This window comes from Lysinibacillus sp. EB271-A1-10B (assembly GCF_058791335.1).
Window position 1 is genome coordinate 532,904 of the sequence record NZ_JBYTDL010000001.1, and the last position, 22,926, is coordinate 555,829.

The following is a 22,926-nucleotide window of genomic DNA, read 5'->3' on the forward strand; positions in this document are numbered from 1 at the left end:
ATTACTCTTCACTTTTAATATTTTTCACAGTCATTTGAGCACTGATAAAAATAATAACTACGATAATTGCTAATACCCAAAATGCGATGCTATTTTCTCCCTCAAAAATTTGTTGGAAAAATAGAGCACCGAATGTACCACCGATAATTGGACCTACAACTGGAATCCATGCGTATGACCACCCTGAGTCACGTTTACCTGGGATTGGTAAGAAAAAGTGCGCAATACGTGGACCTAAGTCACGCGCAGGGTTTATTGCATAACCAGTAGGACCTCCTAATGCCATCCCGATGACTACAATTAACATACCAACTAGAAATGGATTTAAGCCATCCGTAATTGTATTTGTTCCTAATGCTAGAATACCTAAAACAAGTATAAATGTACCAATCATTTCTGAAATTAAGTTTGATAATGGATGCTTAATAGCTGGCATTGTAGAAAATACAGCTAGTTTCGCTTCCGGATCTTTCGTACCCTTCCAATGTGGTAAATACATAAAATAAACGAGTACTCCACCTAAAAATGCACCAATCAATTGTGCGGCAATATACGTAGGTACGTCTTCCCATGGAAAATTACCGATAGTAGCAAGCGCGATTGTTAAAGCAGGATTTAAATGAGCCCCACTAATACCACCAACAGCATATGCAGCCATAGCTACAGCTAGACCCCAAGCGAATGTAATCACTACCCATCCACCGCCAAAACCTTTCGATTTGTGCAGTGATACACCTGCAACAACGCCACCACCGAATAAAATAAGAATCATCGTGCCGACAAGTTCAGCTGTAAATGTTGACATACAAAAACCCCCTTTGTAAATAGTACACCTAGCAAAAAAATAAACCCACACTTAAACAAACTGCAAGTTTCAATGCAGATGAATAAATGTGGGTTCCTTTTCCTAACCACGCGCTTTTTAACTTATGTACATTGTAGAGAAAATAACATACATAGTCAACAATATTTTTGGAAATTTTCCCACAAGTTCTTATTTGATGTTGTAATCGCTACTGCTCCAGCTGATAACGCTTCCTCTATACTTTCAGCTGTGCGAACTAGCCCACCTGTAATAACAGGAATTTTTGTACGCTGGTGCACTTCTGAAATCATAGAAGGAATAACACCTGGTAATAGTTCAATAAAATCTGGCTTCGCTGATTCTATCATTGAAAAGCTTTTTTCAAGCGCGATCGTATCAATTAAAAAGACACGCTGAATAGCAATAATCCCACGAGCTTTTGCCTTTATTAACATATTAGAACGCGTGGAAATTATTCCTGCTGGACGGATATCATTGCATAAAAAATCAGCTGCAAAGTTATCCGTTTTTAAGCCATGAATTAAATCTGCATGAATAATTAATTTTTTACCGTTCCGATCCGCCTCTCGTTTTATTGACATGAGCAAACTAATATGCACTTCTAATAGAACAATGTATTCGAATCGACTATTTAATATTTCATCAAATTGCTTTACTGTTCGTGCAGCGGGAATAATTTGTTGATTATTGAAATTCATTTGATTTCCCCTTTATATGCCACAGGACGTGGTGTTCTTAGACTGATTCCCTATATTTCAGGGTGTTTAGGCACCAGCTGAAAGAAGTTAAAAAGTCAGGTCGCCATTAAGACGACCTTCCTTTTTATTATAATGCAGTTGTAGCTCTTGTTATTTCTAAATTTAAATCTTTTTCAAATTGAGTACGTTGTTCAGGAGACCAATTTAATTGTTTTGCCATTTCATCTAATACCGCATCTTTATATTGTATAACAAGGGCGATATTAAAGAACATATAGGCTGTACGACGAATCATAAAGTCGTTTGGATGAACAACCATTTCATGATGGATACCATACAGTAGTTGAGCATATAGCCCTTGAGGTAAAACAGGATGCTGTTCTTTAGCATATTCAAAAACAGTGTCCACATTAGAACCGTAATGATGCGCTAAATGTTTTGCTTCCTCTTCCGATAATCCGATTTCGACACCTATTTTTGTTCGTTTTGATACGAAGGCATCTAAGTTTTCAGAGCCGCCAACATCACCACCAGATATACGAATATTCTTTGTATGACATGGTTTTGATGAAATACTAAAGCGTTGCTCTAAATCTTGTGCAATCTTATTTAAAACTGTTTCAGCCATTTTTCGATAACCTGTTAATTTACCGCCAGCGATTGTCACAAGACCTGAAGGAGATTCCCATACTTCGTCCTTACGAGATATTTCAGATGGATTTTTACCTTCTTCATGAATTAATGGGCGAACACCTGCCCAGCTTGATTCGATATCTTCATCTGTGACTTTTACTTTTGGGAACATGTAATGAATAGCCTTCATAATATAATCACGATCTTCTTGATGGATATTCATTTCACGTGCATCGCCTTCGTAAAATGTATCTGTCGTTCCAACATATGTCTTCCCATTTCGAGGAATTGCAAACACCATACGACCATCAGGTGTATCAAAATAGACAGCTTGACGTAGTGGGAATTTAGATTCATCAAAAACGATATGCACACCTTTAGATAAAATTAAATGCTTACCATTTTGTTTCCCTTCGATCGTACGAACTTCATCTACCCATGGACCCGCAGCATTTACAACTTTTTTTGCACGAATATTAAATGCCTTCTGGGCAATCAAATCTTGTGCTACGATACCATTAATTTTCTTTTCGTCATTGTATAAAAAGTTCTCTGCTTTTGTATAGTTAATGAGTGTAGCGCCTTTTTCGATGGCAGCTTTGGCAACTTCGACTGTCATACGTGCATCATCAGTACGATATTCTACATAAACACCACCGCCACGTAATTCCTCAGCTTTGACCAAAGGCTCTTTTTCCATTGTTTTTGCAGGATTTAACATATATCGACGCTCAGAACGTTTAACCCCTGCTAAAAAATCATAAACACGTAAACCAACATTCGTTGAGAATTTACCAAATGTGCCTCCTTTATGGAATGGCAGTAGCATCCAAACTGGCGTTGTTACATGTGGTCCATTTTCATAAACGATTGCACGCTCTTTCCCTAATTCTGCAACCTCTTTTATTTCAAATTGTTTTAAATAACGAAGTCCACCGTGCACTAATTTTGTCGAACGACTAGAAGTCCCAGCTGCGAAGTCTTGCATCTCAACTAACGCTACAGAAAGCCCACGAGCAATTGCATCAAGTGCGATACCACAACCTGTAATACCGCCACCGATCACCAATAAATCGTATTCTTTATTTTGTAATTCTTCAATCGTTTGTTGACGTTGTATTGCTGAAGCCGTACTCATAATAAAATTCCTCCTTAATTTAAGAACGAAAAAAAAGAGACCATTAAAAGCACATGTACACAATGTACATATGTTTTTAATGGTCTCTCAATCGCTCAAACCTTATATTAACTTAACTTCATTGTAATGTGTTTAGAGAGAAAAGGCAAGTTCGATAGGCTAAATCAAATACAAAATACCCTTTTCAATCATTTATAGGTTTAGAACGTTCATATGTACTGTTTAATTGTCATGGCTTCTGGTGTTATTTATTCCCCAATACAACAAATTTATTTATCTACATTTTGAATTGTGGATAAATAAATCTTAATTGTCGTTGTCGCATTGAATGGAGTCGCCGAGTCGTAACGAAGATCAACTTAATATATGTCATACTTTTAATAATTGTTATTCACACCTCTTTGTGCTGAAATATAAAAACAACAGGTTTTTGGGCACCCGCTGAAAGAAGTTAAAATATGTATTGTATCATTTCATGTATGTTGCAATAAGGATTATCACGGCTTTCTGTCTTGCGAAGTGCCATCATATCTGTGCAATTTTTAATAGCAACCTCATGTCGAAGTGCGATAGGAGCAATGACAGATTCATCCGCTTTATGACGAATATAACGTGTTATCCCAAGATGCTGCTCCATTTTGTCATTTAATACTGCACGAGGATACTTTTCAGACATATCGACCTCTTCAAAATGCAATAGTAGCCATAATTCGAACGCTTCATTTGAATAGGCAATATGAATATTATTCTCCTCACAAAAGTCATTCACTTCCTCTAATTGCTTTTCGGTTAAATCATCCTTATCAAAAACAATCCAAACCTCATCAAAATATTGATAGCTTGAATCTCGATAGGCATGCTGCGCAAGCTTAATAGCCGAACGTTTAACGTTTTTTATTTTGACACTTACCAGTTTGGAGCGCTTTAAAATACGCAGTTGCTCAAAATAAATGCGTTCGGTTTCACCTTCACAATAAATTAAAATGGTTTTACGCAGTGTTCGATTCCCTTGTTGACGTACTCTCACTGCTCAGACACCTCCCACTTCCTATCAATTATGCCTCGGCTGTCGCACAGATAAATTGCCACCGGACTTGGCGTTCTTCGACTGAGTTCCTCTATTTTAGCGGGGTGTTTGGATACCCGTTGAAAGAAGTTAAATATTGATCTGATAAATATTCATTAATAACCGGTGTAGCCCCAAATTCTCCTTTTAAGTAACGCTTGGCATAGGAAATATCTCCACGTTTCTTTTGCAAATCTGCAAAATCAAATAAAGAGTATAATTCGGATTCATTTTTAAAGCTTTTATTTACAAACCATATTTGATCGGAACGTAATGGCTGGTCTAATAAATCAATTTCATGACTTGTGACAACAAATTGATTCGTAACGTTACGCTTGCTGTTCATAATGGCCATTAAAAATTCGCAGATGGACACATGAAATGCTGTATCAAATTCATCTATAAAAATAGTCTTCCCCTTATTGTATGCATCTACCATGACACATGCTAAATGCAGCATACGGACTGTCCCCTTTGAATCCATCGTCCAATTGATCGTCTCTGTCCCGATTGGCGCACCTGCTTCATCGAACGATAAATAGTGCAAATCGATATCCACTTCTTGAATAACCTCTGGCGTGTCAAAATCATAGCCAATCGTATTTTTCTCTCTACGCTCAACGCGTCTTGCCGTCACATCTTGAATAGAAAAGTCTGCAACTTTTAGCAACTTCATCACTTCTTTTTTAAAGGGCTCCTCTTCAAGTTTACGAATAAGTGGATGACTTGATAACCGATTCGCTTCATCTAAAAACAATATTTTATGTAAAAACCAATCAAATATTTTCGTAGCATCTGGGTCATTAAAGACATTTAATACTGATAAGAACGCTGTATTATTACGCGTATATTTTGTCAGCTCTTGCGCTGTGCTTTCGGCAGTTTCATACAAATATTCTGTTCCATCCCATTGTCTATTAAAGAGCTGTTCTTTCAAAGATTTTGTCGTTTTAGTTAACCCTTCATAAAGTACTTGTGAAGCATTATATTGAACCTCATAATCGTACAGTACCCCATCTATGAATAATGAAATCATAAATTCAGTCGGTTTCCCTTGCTGACCTCCTAACTTAAACGGCTGGTAGGGCAAACGTAGTTGTTTAACATTATTCAGATTTTCAAAGTTAAACAATAAAGAACGTAAAATTTTTATAGCCGTGAATAAGTTCGATTTCCCACTTCCATTTGGTCCGAAAATAAAGGCACTTTTCACAAGGCATATCGAGTCAAATTTCATCGTATGTGTGTCCTTTAATTTACGAATACGGCTTCCCGCAACCATTGAAAATAGTGTTTCCTCTTTATAACTCAGGCAATTTTTCACTCTAAAATCTACTAGCATATTTGCAAGCCTCCGTTCAATTCCATAACATTCCTTTTAAAAGATAATTATACTATAGCCTAAAAAAACAACTATTACTCCGTGTAATGGTCATCACCAAAAGTTTGGGATGACTTTTGGTAAAACCTATACTATACATATAAGTTGAATGGAGTGGAGGCTGGGCGAATTCTTGGGAATCAGCGAAAGAGGAACAAGGCTAAAACCATTACGTCCTGTGATAACACCTTCGTGACCAACATCAAATGTTTTCTGTAGCGAAAGCGTAGCGACAGCAACAACAAATGTTTTCTGTAGCGAAAGCGTAGCGACAGCAACAACAAATGTTTTATCTGTGCGAAAGCGTAGCGGCAGCTACAAAGCGCCCAGCTGGAACGGAAATCAACCACGTTTTGTTGATGACCCTGCGTAATTCCAATTATAAAATGCACACTTTAGGATGAATGATAAGTTTTCACCAGTAATTTAAATTATAAAAAGACGATTTTCCCTTTATGAAAGAGTAAATCGCCTTTATCATGTTGGTGATCTTTAACTACTAAGCTTTTGTGTACAACTTTTTATATTTCTACTATCTTTTCATCTTGTAACGCTTGCAATGTACGCTCTATACCTTCCGCAAATGAAGTTTTTGGCCTCCACCCTATTGCTTTTGCTAACTTTTCATTATTTAAAAACGAATGCTCAATATCTCCCTCTCTTGCAGGAGCATATTGAATTTCTAAAGGATGATTTAAATGCTGCAATAATAAAATGACTTGATGAATCGACCATGCCTCATTCGTTGATACATTATAAATGCCTTGTAATCTAGCCTGTACACCGGCGTAAATAGCATCCGCAATGTCCTCTACATATATGAAATCTCGTGTTTGCTCTCCATCTCCATAAATTGTAAAGGGCTTTTCTTCTATACTGCTTTTTAGCATACAAGGAATAACCGCTGCTTCGCCCTGCATACGTTGTCCTGGACCGAATACATTAGCAAATCTATAAATTAATGTTGGTAAACGGTAATCTTTTTGCCATTTCTCGCAGTAAGACTCACCAATACTTTTGTTTAATCCATACATCGAAATCGGTTCACTAACATCTGTTTCTTCTATTGGAGGATAGTGACTATCTCCATAAACAGCTGCCGACGAGGCGAAAACGAAATGCTTTACCTTATATTTTGACGATAAGAAGAGCATCTGACTAAGCCCTACAATATTCGATAAAACATCCTTTACTGGTTCTTGTATCGATTTTTGGACACTCGTTTGCGCTGCACAATGAATGACCACATCAAATGATGTTTCTCTAAAGAGATGCTCACAAACTTCATCTTCCACATTCAAAAGATAAGATTTATGCTCAAAGTCGACATTACGTAAATGGCCTGTACTTAAATTATCAATAATATAAACATTTGCACCTTCTTTAAAAAAACGCCTTGCGACTGCACTACCAATAAAACCATATCCACCTGTCACTAATACATTCATCCCATCGCCCCCAAAAACTATATGATGTTTTATATGCAGTAATTACTAAAATTATGCAAGTAACATATTTATCGTGTTATTTTTCGGGAACATTTCTCATACAAAAAATGTATCATCATCAAAACGTGTGGTTGATTTCCGTTCCAGCTGGGCGCTTTGCTTTCGCTACAGAAATCATTTGTTGTTGGTCACGAAGGCGTTATCACAGGACGTGATGCTTTTAGCCTTCGTTCCTCTATATCGCTAATCCCCAAGGAGTCGCCCAGCCGTTACGAAGAGACGTTTTAACAAAAGTCATCCAGAGCTTTTGGTGGTGAACAAAAAAAATGTGCCCGATATGTATCGAACACATTTTACAAATGTTAAGCTGGGCTTACTTCCAGTTCAACTGCAATTTTGATGTCTTTACCTACTAGAACACCGCCAGTTTCTAATGCAGCATTCCAAGTTAAGCCAAATTCTTCACGATTGATTGTTGTCGCACATTCAAAGCCATAAACTTCTTGGCCCCATGGATTTGTACCTTTACCATTAAATTCAGTATTAAATGTTACTGATTTCGTTACGTCTTTAATTGTTAAATCACCTGTAATCGCAAATTCATCATCCGATTTTTTTGTAATGTTTGTTGATTTGAATGTGATTGTTGGATATTTTTCAGCATCGAAGAAATCTGCTGCTTTTAAGTGATTATCACGATCTTCACTACGTGTGTTAATGCTTGCTGCATCAATTGTAAAGCTAATGTTTGCTGTTGTTAAATCTGCAAGATCTGCCGCTTCAATATTTGCTGAATAAGTATCGAATACACCTTTCACTTTTGATACCATCATGTGCTTTACTTGAAAGTTAATTGCTGAGTGTCCTAAATCAATATTCCATTTTGCCATTTTAAATTCCTCCAATAAAATTATTTTTATCTCGAATTCGAGATATATGTTAAAATATGAAGCAACTACATTAATTATGTTCCCCAAAATTTAACGGATAAACATTTGTAGTTACTTCTTTCATACATAATAGTTACGAAAAGTAATTAATTACTTTATGTAACTTACTGTACATTAATAATTTACTTACGTCAAGTTATTTTTTAATAATTTTTTTAAAATTCAAGGTATCACGTTTTTTGAGTTAAGTAATTTATTTTCCAAGATTATTCTACCTTAGCGGTTCTTCGTATTACCTGAGCGATTTCTCCGACTCGGAAATATATAAATAAAAAAGAAGCCACCCAATGAAATGGGAAGCTCCTTATCTCAGCGTTTCACTAATTTACCTTGGACGACAAAACGATGGTCGTCACTCAAGACAGAATCCTTACAAGTGGATAGCGTAAGAATTTTGTCTTCTGGTCCAATCTCTATATTCATTTCGATTGCAGAGCGTGTTTGAATTTCGTCTGTGAATTTTAGGAATGTATCATTGCTCGTAAATTCTGTTTCAATATAATAAAAATCAATTGTTGTTTCATAAGCAGCAAACACTTCGACATCATAGCCTTCATACAGAGTGTCTAAATAAATGACAGGATGTTCGTCTGCATATTGCTGATTTAAGTAATTTTTAAGACTCCCAAACATCGTACTATTCTTCATAGCATGGCCGTACAAAATAGTATTTTGGTTTAGATCCTGCACATTATTACGATAGTCCATAAATACACTGCCTGCACGACTTTCTCGATCTTTAAAATTATGATCTAAATAAAAATCATTATTTTCAGCTTGTAGGATAGGATTATTGAGCTTTGTCCCGTCTACAGAAATCCAACCAACAATATTTTTATTTACCGATAGTAAATCATTGAATTGTGGACGGATTGTGAATGGCGTTGATGAGCTTTCTTCCACTTCATCTTCTAAAGAAGCCAATGTTGATTGATAAATCGTTTGTACTTCTTCCAGTGATTTTGAAGTCTCATAGTACGTGTATAAGTACTTGGCTAATGCAAAGCCTGAGTATAAGAATATAGCTAAATATATAAATGTTAAAAACTTAGATGTCCATTTTTTCATCGTATCACCAGTTATATTCCAAGAGGGACCATGTAAAATCCATGCTGCTCATCCTCATTGAAAATAGCTTGAACACCATAGACTTCTTTAATAACTTCCTTTGTAATGACGTTACGTGGTGCTCCCTCAGCTATTATTTGTCCAGCTTTCATCAAAATGATTTGATTGCTATAGCGAATCGCCTGATTTATATCGTGAAGTACCATAACGATTGTTAAGCTATGTTCCTCATTTAACGCCTTTACAAGCTCCAATAACTCAATTTGATAATAAATATCCAAATATGTTGTCGGCTCATCCAAACATAAAATTTCAGATTGCTGTGCTAAAGCCATAGCAATCCACACTCGCTGACGTTCCCCACCTGATAAAGCCTCTAAATCGGTATCTTTTTTTTCTAGTAAGTTCGTGCAAGTAAGTGCCCATTCAATAGCTTCGGCATCTTCCTCTTCATTTCTTTTTAACATAGTACGATGTGGTAAACGTCCAAAACTCACTAATTTTTCTATTGTTAAATCTTTTGGCGCATCATTTTGCTGATAGACAATCGCGAGTTTTTTTGCAAACTCTTTTGGCTTGTAGTGCACCAAATCCTTGTTTTCTAAAGATGCATTCCCCGATATCGGTATATTGTTGCGGGACATAACACTTAATAATGTTGATTTTCCACAGCCGTTTGGACCGATAATCGTTGTGATTTTACCCTTTTGAATGGTCGTCGATACACCATCTAAATGATTTCGAGTATTATCATGCGATACGATAATATCTTGTATTTCCATGTTTCCTCACTCTTTTCGTAATAGGAATATTAAGAATGGTCCACCGATAATCGCCATAATGGTTGAAGCTGGTATTTCAAGGGGTGCAGCCATTGTGCGACCAATCGTATCTGCCACTAATATTAATAAAGCTCCAGCTAATGCTGTAAAAGGTATAAGCACCTTATGATCATGTCCAACTAAACGACGAGAAATATGTGGCACTAACAGACCGACGAACGAAATAACTCCTGCTACGACAACGGAAACAGCTGATAATAGTACCGCGACAGCTGCTATTAATAGACGAGCACGAGCTACATGAAAGCCTAGACTTTTCGCTGTTTTGTCTTGTAATACTAGCAGATTACACCAACTATATAACGCAAAGGCAGCTATTAATCCGACAGTACCATAAGTAACAATTGTTGATACGTCCTTCCACGTACGCATCGTTAAGTTTGAACCTATAACGCTGGCAGCAGAAGTATTCAATGAGCCTCCTAAACTAATGAAAGTCTCTGTTAACCCCGTGAACATTGCATTTATAGCAATCCCGACTAAAATAAGCTTCAACGGACTTAAACCTGACTTCCATGACAACGCAAAGACGAGTGCGCAGGCAAATGCCCCACCCATAAATGCTAATACAGGTGTCATAAAAAATAGTGCTGGAAAGAAGGAAATAATAAAGAGCTGGACAAATGCCGCTCCTGAAGATATCCCAATAACTCCAGTATCCGCTAACGGGTTACGCATCACTGATTGTAATAGTACCCCTGAAACCGAAAGTGCTGCACCAGCAAACAATGCAACAATGATTCGTGGAAATCGCAAATCCCGGATAGCCTCCATTTGACTATTTCCTTCATCAAATAATGCACCTATAAATTCAAAAAAGCCCATTTTAATGCTACCTGTTGTTGCTGCATAAACTGCTGAAACAAGTAATAATACAATTACAATTGAAAAGCTTACAATTTTTTTTGTCATACCGGACTTCCCTTTTCTTTTCAAATTCCATCATGTTATATGTACATCTACAACTTTGCTTAAAACATATATAAGAAAAGCGCTCTATAACAAGGCTATGCTTGCGATACGAGCGACATTTCTAGTTTCTATTTACGATAGAAGATTTCCATTAGCTGTCCTAAAGCCTGTGGCACTTGTAATGAAGCTGTAGTACCGAACAATTCTTCCTCTAAATCATAGACTTTGCCGTTTTTTACTGCGTCAAAATGCTTCCATATATCATTCGTTTTAAATTCCTCATCAAACATTTTTACTACTTCATCTGGCATACCGTGTGATAGACGTAAAATAATATCAGGGTTACTACTATGCAAGTACTCAGTATTCGAAGACAAGTATTCAGCGTCCTGCCCCTCCATCACATTAATACCACCTGCACGTTTCACAAGGTCTCCTGCATAGGAGTTTTCAGTTGCAACTAAATAACTACCCGGAATGCCAAGTAAAATTAATACACGAGGTCCCTCTTTGTTCTTTGCAACTGTTTGAACAGCATCAATATTTTTTTGTAATCCATTCACTAACTTCTCAGCTTGTTCTATACGATTATAGCGTTCGCCAAGTGTTTTAATTTCGGAAAGCATAGCATCAACACTTTGAAAGTTTAAAAAGTGTACCGGTATTTTTAGCTGCTTGAATTTATCTTGTAAATCATACTCCAACGTTGAAACTGATAACACATCTGTTGGATTTAATGATTTAACAATCTCCATATCTGGCTCCATTGCATTACCGATGGTAGGCAGTTCATCGAAGCGTTTTGCTAATATTTTTTCTGTTTCAGGCACTGCTATAGCGTCCAATTCAAGCTTATCTAGAATATCTGCAATAACGACCGTTCCTGCAATAATACGGTGTTCATTCTCATCAGTTGTTTCAGCTGATGGTTGTGCTTTTTCCGTAGGTGTCTCTGACTTTTTTTGCTTATTTCCATCACTACAGCCAGCGACTGCCAAAAGTAATGTCATAAGCGCCATCATGAGCAACCTACATTTCCAATTCTTTCGCATAAAGTCATCTCCTACTTATTTCTGTTCCGTCACATCTTTTCTTGAATTTTTAAAACGGCGAACGAGCAATAAGCCCGATAAAAGACAAGTTACTACTAGCAATATTATCTTTACAATGTTCAGCCGAGCAAGCTGCTGATCGACTTTAGAATCCTTCGTTATTTTTTTGGGGGTTTCTTCTTTAACATCAGCTTTCTTGTCGTCTTCTTCATCCTCAATAGGCGCATCAAGCGTACGGTCAAATGCTAACCGCTCCTCCTTAGGCACAGTTAATGAAGGCTGAAATGATGGCAGTGGTCGTGACGTCTGAGGCTGTTTGACCGCAGTCTCTTGTTGTGTTATCTCTGTTACCTTTTTCATTCCCTCTTTAACAATAACAGGTGCCTTTTTCACTTCCTCTTTAACAATAACAGGTAGCTTTTCACTCACTACTTGCTTAGAGGGTTCTTTTGTAGAAGGCTTATTTAGAAACTTTGCTACTTGTTGTTGATCGAACTTTAGATTTACGAAATATTGATGGTGATAAGAAATATCAGGTATATCAACTTTAACCCACAGTCGTATTGGCTTTTCAAAATTACTAATTTCAAATTCAACAATTCTTGTATTGTCTACAAGTGAAATAAGCTTTGGTTCCACTTGATTTCCTTGTTGATCTACAGTTAATCCTGTTATCCAATTAGATTTTAAAATTGTCATGTGGGCATAATATTTGCCGTTTTTTTCTTTTATTTTTGCAATAGGATTTACATATGTATTCATAATGGATTGTTCGTTTTTTCCATCTACTAATAGTACGTAATTCATTGACCATTCCTTATCATAGACTTCTTCTGAAAGAGATTCTTTACTATCGTTTTCCGGAATAACTTCCTCATCCTTAGGTCCAATTATTGAAAGGGTTGTTAATTGTAATTGAAGCTCCTGGGAAAAAGGGAAATATTTCTCAGAGGCTGAAAGTGCCATCTTGCCTTTAATGAAAATAGGCTGATGTAAATCCTTGACATCAAATTGAACTAAATTTTCAGTCTGAACGTTTGACGAAAGCTCATTTTCCAGCTGTTCGATATGTATATCTCTTATACTCAATGGCTGATTTATAGTTAAATTCAAGCTATATTGACCGTTCTTCACATCAATTGTCGCCAATTCACTAAAAATATTGTCTTTCCCTCCATCTAGAGATGAAAAACTTAGTTCAACTTGATAGCTCCCATTTTCTAATACAGATTCTTCAGCTTTTGCCTGAAGCCATACAAATGGAGGGAGAAACATCAGTAAAATAGTACTCAACACGAATACTCGAAATATTTTTCTATTGTTAATCACTGTGTAAATTCCTCCAATTTCTTTAAGAACACAGTAACTTCCTTCCTCGATTAAGTGAGAAAGGAAGTTGCTGTAACCGTATTATTTATTCATGTATTGTAATGAGCCATTTAAAATTTTTGCCATATGCGCGCGTTTTAATGGACTGCTTGCATTAATAACAGTCTTACCTTTAGCATCGGCAGATCCAGTCATGATTTTACCTGCATATAAAAACGCAAATGCTTTTCTCGCTTCTTCACTTTTAACAGTTGCACCATCAGCATAATAAGACAAACTTGGATCACCATAGTTCATTTCTTTTCCTGCAACATGCGTTACTGTTCGGTAAATCATCACTGCAGCTTGTTGACGAGTAAGTGTGTCATTTGGATTAAATTTTTCAGCTTTCATAACAATTCCAGCTTCAGTTAAAGCATTAATTGCTTGTACACGTTCTGCGTCAAGCTTCGCTGTATCTTTAAATCCAGCATCTTTTGTAGAAGTTACATTTAATGAACGAGCAATCATTAACGCAAATTGAGAGCGTGTAATATTGTCATTTGGTTTAAAGTAATCTTGACCCTTAACAATTCCCTTGCTATATAATGCTAGAATTGCATCTTTATTAGCATCATTACTAATATCCTTAAATGGATTCACCACTGGTTTCACTGCGTTTTCCACAGCAAAACTAAATTGAACTTGGTGGTTCGAGTCATAATTCACGCCTTTGTCTGGCTCATTTACAACAATATGCAACTGTGCATTCACAAGTTTCTTTAAGTCTGCCACTTCAAATGAGTACTTACTTGTATTTGTTGCATCGTCTTTACTTACTAAAGTCGCTTCTTTTCCCTCTACTTTGAATCCTTTAACATATTGACCTTGAGGGAACGTCATAGTAACGATGTTTTTACCATTTACTACTGATACATCTACTTTTGATTTAATATATTGCTTCATAATCGATTCTTCAGAAGTACCGTTTTTGTAAACAGTGACAGCCACTTCATTTACTTTAACTTCTTCTTTAACCTCTTCAGACTTACCACTTTCTACTGCTTTTAAATCAAAATCATACCACTTGTCCATATTAGCTGAAGCTACGACAACGTGGATTTTCGCTGACAATACTTCGCCAGCTACCACTGGAAAACTATATGTAATTGTTCCATCTGCATTTTTCACTTCAGTAGCATCTACAAACTTATCACCTTGCTTTGTTTGTAAACCTGCGATCATTGGGGCAGATTTTGCTGCTACCGTTAATTTCGCCTCAAATTTCCCATCCTTTTCAACGATTGTACCTTGTGTTACAAGATGAGAACTAATTGCAGGTTGTGGTTCTGTTGTTCCAGGCTTAAAAGTTTGGAAATCTACAATAGTACCAGTATTCTCAGATTTAGTAGCTTCTGCTTTTACTTCAGTATTTGTAGTCGTTACATCAGCTACCTTTGCAGATGCAAATGATGGTACTGAAAGTGATGCTGCTAACAATGAAGCTAGTACTATTTTTGTTGCGCGTGATTGACGTTTTTTAGCCATTATTGACCCTCCGTTTTTGTTTGTAGTTTTTTTCTATAAAGTAAAAATGCTGATCCAGCTAATGCAACAATCAATACATATGGTGTTGCATCGCTTGTTTGTGGGTTCGGCACATGACTTTCAGAAGAATTTGTTGGAGCATTAGTCGCTTTCGAATCAGATGATTTCGTTGAAGCATCAGTCGTTTTTGTTTCAGATGCTTTTGCTACTGTTGCGCTTCCTGCAGATACCGCATCAAATACTAGTGAAACACTGTATTCGTGATGATAATTAATATCGTCAATATCAATTTTCATAGCAGTTACAACTGGTTTCGTTAAATCTTTCACTGTAAATTGTACGGTACGAGTATCAGCTGCTTTATCTTCACTTACTACAGTTGCTCCACCTGGTGGTTGGAACTTTGTAATCCATGCACTATTTTTCAATGTAATTTGTACAGTAGCTGTCCCATTTTTCAATGTGACCTTTGCTGGTTTTAGAAAATAATCATTCGCAATGGATACAGAGTTACTTTCAGGTTTATTGACCTGATATTGTATCGAATGTGTGCCGTCAGCTAGTTGGGCAGACGCTTGCGGTAACGCAAAGTTACATACAAACAAAGTTACAAGCATAACGAACATCATTAATTTCTTCATGTGTTGTACGCCTCCTCTAAAATAATAGAAAAATTCAATTCCATAAAAACATGATTGAAAGTACCCTTCGGAATGAAAATCATTCTCAATTGAATCTCTATTACCAAGAATACGTGTTAATGCCAGTGAATGTCAACAACAAATCCAAACTTGTCCTCAATATGTCAAAATTACCTTTAAAAAAGAAAATATCACATGAAAAACATGTGATATTTCCTATTTTTAATAGAAAAGCCTCTTTCTATTCATTAATCTCAACTAGAAATCTAGTATATTCAAGAAATCATTTCAATGATCCCTATAATAATTAGTAACCAACCCGAAATAGCGGTTGAGTGTTTTCCTATGAATGTCTTTGTCAGTAAACCGCCAAAGTGAACACCCGCGCCTACTGTTATGAACGAAAAGAAACCGATAGAAATTACTGTCCATATTGCAGAAATACCATTGGCTCCAAGTGCTATTCCGCCGGCTAAACAGTTGGCTGATAAGACAAAGCCGAGCGTCATTGCTTCTCTAAATGAAATGATATAATTTTTATCCTCATCAAATACTTCAGGGTTCTCTAATATTCCTTGTTTAGATAAGCGACTAGATAATAAAGTCCATATCCCAATAACACAAAGCAAAAGACTTCCTATTAAATTTGCGAAATCTGGAGAGACATAATCAATAACTACGCCCCCAGCTGTAACTGCAACGTATGTGACGATCATTGAAATAAGGGCAATAACCGCATTGGATAATACGGGTATTTTCACTCGCTTAATACCATAAGCGAGACCAATTCCTAAATTATCTAAGTTGGCAGCTATCCCAATAAGAATGATGGCTATCCAATGCATTCCTTTCCTCCTCAATAAACTAAAATCCATTCTCACATATGATATGAAAGGAAAAATTTTTTGTTCATTCATACTTTGAATGGAATTGCTTACGGAGGGAATGGGATTACCCGCGGGAGACTTAAATTAACCTTATTCAACGTCTTGTCACGCGGGTACTATTTCCTATTCTATAGCTTGAAATTATTTAATTGTTGAGATATTTTTTCAGCGATACTTGCAGTTTGAACGGATGATTCTGCTACATGCTGTATAGCTTGTAATGTTTCTGAAATACTATTTGCTATTCCATTTGAATGATCTGATGATTCTATCGCGACTGTAGATACATTTTCAATCGCTTTTTGTATTTCTAGCATAGAGTACTTCATCGTTCCAACAAATGTTGTCACTTCAGTTATTAATGTATTAAAGTACATAGCATCTTCTTCATATTGAATTCCACTGTTTTGGAATAGTTCATAATCAGGTGTTACTTTATCGTCTATAAAGTGTAATAAATCTTGAGCATTAGTAGATACATTCTTAAATGCTTTTTCTACGTCACTTGTAACAATTTGTATTCTTTGAACGGTTTCAGATGATTGTTCAGCTAATTTTCGTACTTCGGCAGCAACAACTGCAAAACCTTTACCTTGCTCTCCTGCTCTGGCAGCCTCGATCGCTGCATTTAATGCTAACAAATTCGTTTGATCTGCAATATCTGCTATTGTGTCAGACATTACTTTTACTTCAGATACGATTTGTCCGGCTTGAATCGCTTCTAAAACTAACTTTTGTTTGTCATCATATAGATTACGAGCTGTACTAAATGCTTGAATAGCTGTTTCTTTAATATCAATGGCTCTCTCTTTTACTTCTTGTGAGAAATTAAGACTATATTTGGTTTTCTCATTTAATTTTTCCGTACTATCAAGCACTTCAATTGCAGTCGCGTTTATTTGCTCAGTTGTTGCACCTAATGTAGTACTTCCCATTGCGACTTCCTTTGAGTTTGTATCAATTTCATTCATTGAAGCAGTAATTTCCTCAATAGTTGCACTTAAATTTTCACTTAAACTTCCCATTTGTGTTGAGGTACTATTCACATTAGAAACAAGTTCCCGAATATGTGTAACAGAATGGTTCAAACCTTGCGTAATTTTCCCAAGATCATCTGGATATAATACCTCAGCATGTCGCGTTAAATCACCATCTTCAACCCCAGATACAACATCCTGAATATTGGAGATTGCTTTTTTAACATACCTACTTAAATAGATTAGAATACTTATACTAAATAGTAGAGCGATAAGCATAATAATACCATTTTGATACAACGTTCTCTTATATGTACCATTATTTTTTTCATTGCTCAATTCGGCACTTTTAATAGTTGTTGTTTCTAATTGCTCCATCAAATCATCTCTTTGCCTTTCTTTTTCAAATAGCGGTTCTAATAATACATTGGCATCCACTTCTGTCGCATCAGAGGTAACTTGTTGAAAACTGGATTCTAATATATCTTCATAACTTTGATTTACTTCTTCCAAATACTTGAGTAATTTTTTTTCTTCACTACCCATGTTTACTTTTTTTAAATCTTTAAAGGATTGACCAATTTCTTCTTCAATAGTTGCGATTTCTTCATAATATTGAATTTTTTCATCTATATCTTGTGAGTAAAAGAAAATTTTGAACTTTAGATTCGTTATTTTTTGCTGATTCGTTGAAATGTTACTTAATAAATAGATAGAAGTTAAATTTTCATCATATAAGGATGTCGCATTATCATTCATTTTTTCAACACCCATTATGCCAGTAAACCCTATAATGACAAGTGCAACTAACACAATCGAATTGAATATTCCGAACTTCCCAATCAAAGATGCATTTTTATAAAACTTCATTTATCTCTCCACCTTAGATACATTTAATTTATATTGATAATAAAATTGGTTGATCGCCATAACCTAATGTTGAGTTCCGTTCCGACTGTGCGATTCCCTATGGTATCGGTCCAACACATTTTATCTGTGCGAAAGCGAAGCGACAGCAACAACAACACGATATTGGTCAGAGGACGTTTATCACAGGAGGTGTTTCCTCTATTGCTAATTCCAAAGGGGTCGCCTAGTTGTAACGAGAATCAACTTATATAAATGGCATCTAAAATTTCTATCAACCTAATTGTTTTTAACAAAAATGATTAATTATGGAAATTATACGTTACATTTCCCCCTATATATCCAAATCGGATTACAGAAAAATACTATCTTTTTGAATAACTTTTTCGATAAACACTTCTACTAATTTAGGGTCAAACTTAGTACCCTTCTGTTCTTTTAAATAAGAAAGAGCTTCTTCCTTTGTCCAAGCTTTTTTATAAGCTCTATCACTAACTAAAGCGTCGTAAACATCTACTATAGATATTACTCTCGCTTCAAGAGGAATTTCTTCTCCTTTTAACCCCATTGGATAGCCTGTTCCATCCCAGTTCTCATGATGATATTTAATAATATTCTCTGCTATTTTTTTGTCATCAAAAACTTTATTGTTCATTTCATTAGACAGTTTATTCAATACATCTACACCCATAAGAGGATGCATCTTCACTATTTTTTTCTCATAGAATGTTAGTGGTCCAGTTTTATACAGGATTGATTCTGGTATTCCCGATTTTCCTATGTCATGTAAAACACTGTATTCTATAATTTTACTAACATACGCTAATGATAAATTATAAGTTCTATCTTCAAAGAGGCTTAGCAACAATTCCTCTGCTAAATTTTGCACGTTCAAAAGATGTTCTGCTATATTTGCATCGCGCATTTCACTTGATAGGGCTAACAACTGAAATAGCTCCTTTTGCTCTACTTTCTTCTGATTCACTTCATCTATCACTAGTTGTTCTGCTAAGCGCATAACTCCTATATAATAAATAATTTCTTCTATTTCAATTGGCGTAATCGTTATGAATGAGTATCTTAGCTCTAAAGATTTGTTAACATGAACCATTGCCCCAGACCATGGCAGTCCTTTTTTCAATGTACTTTTTATCGATTTATACATAACAAATGGCGTTACTCTCGATTTTAAACTTTCAACTGGTAATCCAATAAGAAATTCTCTTTTACAGCCGGTAATCGTTTCATATTGTTGATTAACATCGATAATTAATTGATTTTCATCAACAATTACAACAGCATCACCTAGTTTTAAATAATATGTTAATTCCTTCGGTATTTTTTCACACATTTAGAAGACCCCTTATCCATTGTTTAATTCATTAGCAAAACTAGCAAGTCGGTCAGCCGACAATGCAACTTCTTCAAATGCTTTACCTAATTCATTGACAACATTAGCAAAAACATTAATCTCTTCTTGTGAATGTTCATTATTTTTTTGTGTTTCTTGCATAGATTGTAATATTTGCTCAAAACATATGTCTGTTTGTTTCATAATTTGTTCCCCGTCTTGAACAGATTGATTAATCATGTCCAGTGAAGCTGATAACTTTTCTACCTTAGATACAGTAAATAAAATTAAATGAGCTACATTTGAGACTGATTTTTTTGTTACTTCTGATAATTTTTTAACTTCATCCGCTACAACTGCAAATCCTCTTCCATCTTCGCCGGCCCTTGCTGCTTCAATTGCTGCGTTTAAAGATAATAAATTAGTTTGATCTGCTATTTTCGTTACAATATCAATAATGCCTTGAACTTCCTTCGTTATCTTTAACAATTCTTCTATATCATTGGAGATTATTTGAACAGCCTCATGAACATTCTTCATATTGCTATCCTGTCTACTTATTTGAAATTTCCCATTTTGAGCTCTCTCCTCTGCTAAAGCAGATAACTCCCTTCCATCATTCGTAATCTCCACCATTTCTGTGCAATGAATATGTAATTCATGAAATGCTGCGTTAGTTTGCTCTGAAATTGATGCTAAATTTTCAGTAGAATTCATAACTTGAATTTTAGTCTGTTCCGCCTGTCCATCTAACTTTTCTTTAATTCTACTTATCTCTCTATCATATTCTTCAAGAACAACTTGTTGCTCTAAATTAAATAGTTTTGAAAGTGCTTTTACACTAGCATAATAAAATTCTTTTTCAGAAATATTCTTTTCGATCATCTCAATAATCGTTATAAACAAATTTTGAAAAGCACATAAATACCATTTTGTCTGGAGACCAATTTTCACATGCATTTGTGCTATTCTAGTCCTTTTCAAAAAATATTTATCATTAATTATTCCTGAAAACATTTCTAAAATATGTGATTTTAAAGTCTCCTTCAAAGCATCTACCGAACTATTATTATTAATTAGTGTTAGTAGAGATTCTTCCAAACTGAGATTCTTGTAAAAAAGATTAACAATATCATCGATTTTTTCTTCTACAAATGGCTGTAAGTTTTTAATTACTTGTAGCTCTTCTATTGAAAAATGAAGCATTGTTATTTGTTTCTCTACTTCACTACCCTTTTGAATATCCATTTTTATAGTACTTTCAAGTAATATAATGCCGTTTTCTATCTCTTTCTTTTTACTTTTCCAAAACATGAATCAACCTCCATTAATTTTCTTTACACTTCACTTAATAAAGTTTTCAATAATAACTTATTTTGGTGTTGATACTTAGTAAAATAGATTTCGTGTAGTCTTTTAGATAACCTTTCATAATCGCTTCTTGAAGGAACTGAATTCCATACAAATATATCTTCGATGTCTTTTTTAATAGTTAAGTATAAGCGATCCGTTATAATTAACTCCGCCTCTTCATCTTTAGAACATAACTCAACATGGATAAAGACACGTTGTATTTGATTGAATAAATAGGGAGCATCATTTATCATTGAAAATATCTTTATTTTAATGGTATCTTTATTGACAAAATCAATTGTTTGTTTTAGTAATTTATGATATCGGCCAATTAATATTTCCCTGCGTTTAAATACGATGTCGAAGGCCTGATTTTCCATTAGACGATCATAAAACTGATTCATGATTTCTATTTGTGCCGTTTCATGCATTTCTAATCTCTTTTGGTAAAGATCTTCTTTAAATAAAGTAGCTGGACCAGAAAAGGTTAAAATATAATAATGAAGATGTAGTAAATTTATAAAGAGTGCCCCATATACTTCTACATCTAAATTAACGGAGAAATGCTCCATGAATACTTCTATCCAATATAAAGTTGCTTGTACAAATAATTCCTGATTATGATGCTGTGCAAAGTTCATCAATAAACTTACTGCATTATCCGTTTTATGATAACGGCGCATACAGCTAAAGATGGAGAATAAAAACATTGTTTCTAATTCAATTTCTTCATCTGATAAATCAGTAAATTTTCTAAATATATGCTGTAATTTTCCCGATAATTGCTCATAGTTATGATGATGTTTCGTAAAGTTTGCATACATTGGATGATATTCGATTAGGCAACCTAATTTTGCGCGTGATAAGCAAATGGCTAGCCAATATAAAACTTGTTCGGAATAGGCTATGTCTACTTCCTTCATTATTTCCAATATTTCTTCTCTTGAAACTAGAGTAAATGGCCACTCTTCTCCCCAATACGAATTCCAGTAGAACAAGAAGTAAAAATAACGAAATTGCTTTTCTGTCCCTTCAAGACTCACTTTTTCATAAGACGTATACTTCAATTGAAACTGATCTAACAAAGGCTTAACTTTTTTTATTCTTCGATACATGGATGCAACGCTTGTAAAGTTTTCCAAAACAAACGTATTGACATCATAAAATTTATTGTAAAAAATCTCATTAAAAGCTTTATAGGTTAATGAGTTTTGTAAATAATATCTTTCAACAGTCTTCATAGAAAAATTATCTTTATAAGTTAATTGAAAATACTTATGCTCTTCTTTTTGGATGACAGCAGATTCAGTAATGAACTCTAAATCAATTGCTATCTCATTCATTATTTTCAAAATTGTTCTTTCAGAAAGATCCATCGTCTGGGATAATTCTAAACTTGAAAAAAGCCTCTGTTCATCGTAAATGTGATGTAGAATATTCACCTTTTGCAAAGGTAATCGATCCAAAAAATTATACATAAAAACACCTCAATGCCTTCACCAGTAAATCCTAGCAGTGTCACAACTATTAATTTTGAAATTAGATAAGCTTTTTTAACTCTTTCAATACATTCAATTCCCGTTTTTCACGACACTAAACATGTGAAAACATTTTTTCAACACTACTCTAGATAATAAGAGCTGCCAATAAGACAGCTGTTACTGATTATTTCACTTTCATTAAATACTCTTTTAAACAACAAATGTGGTTTATTTTCATCAAATTTACTCATTTTGTACAACCGTGAAAAAAGCCTCTTGTTTTCAAGGTTAGTTACACTATATCAGGCATTTTAAAACAAACAAAATCACTTTTTGTTCGTTTTTGAACATATTTTGATAATTCCAAAATTCTTTGTTTTTGGGAGTTAAATTTTATTTTCATCTCCATACAAGTTCATCTACTGGAATCCATTATAAGAGGTTGTTTCTCAACGCTTTTTCCTGAAATTTTACTAGCAAAACCCCTTATACTTAAGTG

The 22,926-nt window shown here is 35.0% G+C and carries 19 protein-coding genes; all 19 read right to left on the reverse strand.

What is annotated here, in order from left to right; translation table 11 throughout:
- Position 1 precedes the first annotated feature (1 nt).
- Positions 2-805, reverse strand: coding sequence for an MIP/aquaporin family protein (locus tag AC3WSK_RS02485; RefSeq protein WP_079559610.1), 804 nt, complete (start codon positions 803-805; stop codon positions 2-4).
- 155 nt (positions 806-960) lie between these two features.
- Positions 961-1,524 carry a glycerol-3-phosphate responsive antiterminator gene (locus tag AC3WSK_RS02490; protein WP_079559609.1) on the reverse strand — a complete coding sequence of 188 codons (564 nt, stop codon included), beginning with the start codon at positions 1,522-1,524 and terminating at the stop codon, positions 961-963.
- A gap of 127 nt (positions 1,525-1,651) precedes the next feature.
- A complete protein-coding gene (locus AC3WSK_RS02495) occupies positions 1,652-3,295 on the reverse strand; it encodes a glycerol-3-phosphate dehydrogenase/oxidase (protein WP_079559608.1) in 1,644 nt (547 codons plus the stop codon).
- A 451-nt stretch (positions 3,296-3,746) separates the two neighbouring features.
- Positions 3,747-4,322, reverse strand: a complete 576-nt coding sequence (locus AC3WSK_RS02500) for an RloB family protein (protein ID WP_079559607.1) — start codon at positions 4,320-4,322, stop codon at positions 3,747-3,749.
- Between the two features lie 91 nt (positions 4,323-4,413).
- Complete coding sequence (locus AC3WSK_RS02505; protein WP_079559606.1) at positions 4,414-5,703, reverse strand: AAA family ATPase; 1,290 nt, start codon at positions 5,701-5,703, stop codon at positions 4,414-4,416.
- A gap of 560 nt (positions 5,704-6,263) precedes the next feature.
- Entirely contained in the window at positions 6,264-7,190 is a 927-nt protein-coding gene (locus AC3WSK_RS02510; protein ID WP_079559605.1) for an NAD-dependent epimerase/dehydratase family protein, read from the reverse strand.
- Positions 7,191-7,552: 362 nt separating this feature from the next.
- Complete coding sequence (locus tag AC3WSK_RS02515) at positions 7,553-8,080, reverse strand: YceI family protein (RefSeq protein WP_492411704.1); 528 nt, start codon at positions 8,078-8,080, stop codon at positions 7,553-7,555.
- Between the two features lie 369 nt (positions 8,081-8,449).
- Positions 8,450-9,208 (reverse strand): class B sortase, encoded by a 759-nt coding sequence (gene srtB, locus AC3WSK_RS02520; RefSeq protein ID WP_427481899.1) that lies wholly within the window; start codon positions 9,206-9,208, stop codon positions 8,450-8,452.
- Between the two features lie 11 nt (positions 9,209-9,219).
- The gene (locus AC3WSK_RS02525) at positions 9,220-9,990 is read right to left on the reverse strand and encodes an ABC transporter ATP-binding protein (protein ID WP_079559602.1); all 771 of its coding nucleotides are present in this window, start codon (positions 9,988-9,990) and stop codon (positions 9,220-9,222) included.
- 6 nt (positions 9,991-9,996) lie between these two features.
- Complete coding sequence (locus tag AC3WSK_RS02530) at positions 9,997-10,962, reverse strand: FecCD family ABC transporter permease (RefSeq protein WP_492411707.1); 966 nt, start codon at positions 10,960-10,962, stop codon at positions 9,997-9,999.
- Positions 10,963-11,090: 128 nt separating this feature from the next.
- On the reverse strand, positions 11,091-12,014 hold the full coding sequence (gene isdE / locus AC3WSK_RS02535; protein ID WP_492411709.1) for a heme ABC transporter substrate-binding protein IsdE: 924 nt from the start codon (positions 12,012-12,014) through the stop codon (positions 11,091-11,093).
- Between the two features lie 15 nt (positions 12,015-12,029).
- A complete protein-coding gene (locus tag AC3WSK_RS02540; protein ID WP_492411711.1) occupies positions 12,030-13,343 on the reverse strand; it encodes an NEAT domain-containing protein in 1,314 nt (437 codons plus the stop codon).
- 81 nt (positions 13,344-13,424) lie between these two features.
- Complete coding sequence (locus tag AC3WSK_RS02545; protein WP_427481892.1) at positions 13,425-14,870, reverse strand: NEAT domain-containing protein; 1,446 nt, start codon at positions 14,868-14,870, stop codon at positions 13,425-13,427.
- A complete protein-coding gene (gene isdC, locus AC3WSK_RS02550; protein ID WP_427481890.1) occupies positions 14,870-15,511 on the reverse strand; it encodes a heme uptake protein IsdC in 642 nt (213 codons plus the stop codon). Before isdC ends, AC3WSK_RS02545 begins: the two co-directional genes overlap by 1 nt.
- Positions 15,512-15,786: 275 nt before the next feature.
- Complete coding sequence (locus tag AC3WSK_RS02555) at positions 15,787-16,356, reverse strand: manganese efflux pump (protein WP_079559596.1); 570 nt, start codon at positions 16,354-16,356, stop codon at positions 15,787-15,789.
- Positions 16,357-16,526: 170 nt separating this feature from the next.
- Positions 16,527-18,245 carry a methyl-accepting chemotaxis protein gene (locus AC3WSK_RS02560; protein WP_427481887.1) on the reverse strand — a complete coding sequence of 573 codons (1,719 nt, stop codon included), beginning with the start codon at positions 18,243-18,245 and terminating at the stop codon, positions 16,527-16,529.
- A gap of 349 nt (positions 18,246-18,594) precedes the next feature.
- A complete protein-coding gene (locus AC3WSK_RS02565) occupies positions 18,595-19,593 on the reverse strand; it encodes an HD-GYP domain-containing protein (RefSeq protein ID WP_492411714.1) in 999 nt (332 codons plus the stop codon).
- A gap of 12 nt (positions 19,594-19,605) precedes the next feature.
- Positions 19,606-20,907, reverse strand: a complete 1,302-nt coding sequence (locus AC3WSK_RS02570) for a protoglobin domain-containing protein (protein ID WP_492411716.1) — start codon at positions 20,905-20,907, stop codon at positions 19,606-19,608.
- A gap of 23 nt (positions 20,908-20,930) precedes the next feature.
- Positions 20,931-22,424 carry a helix-turn-helix domain-containing protein gene (locus AC3WSK_RS02575; protein WP_079559593.1) on the reverse strand — a complete coding sequence of 498 codons (1,494 nt, stop codon included), beginning with the start codon at positions 22,422-22,424 and terminating at the stop codon, positions 20,931-20,933.
- Between the last annotated feature and the right edge of the window lie 502 nt (positions 22,425-22,926).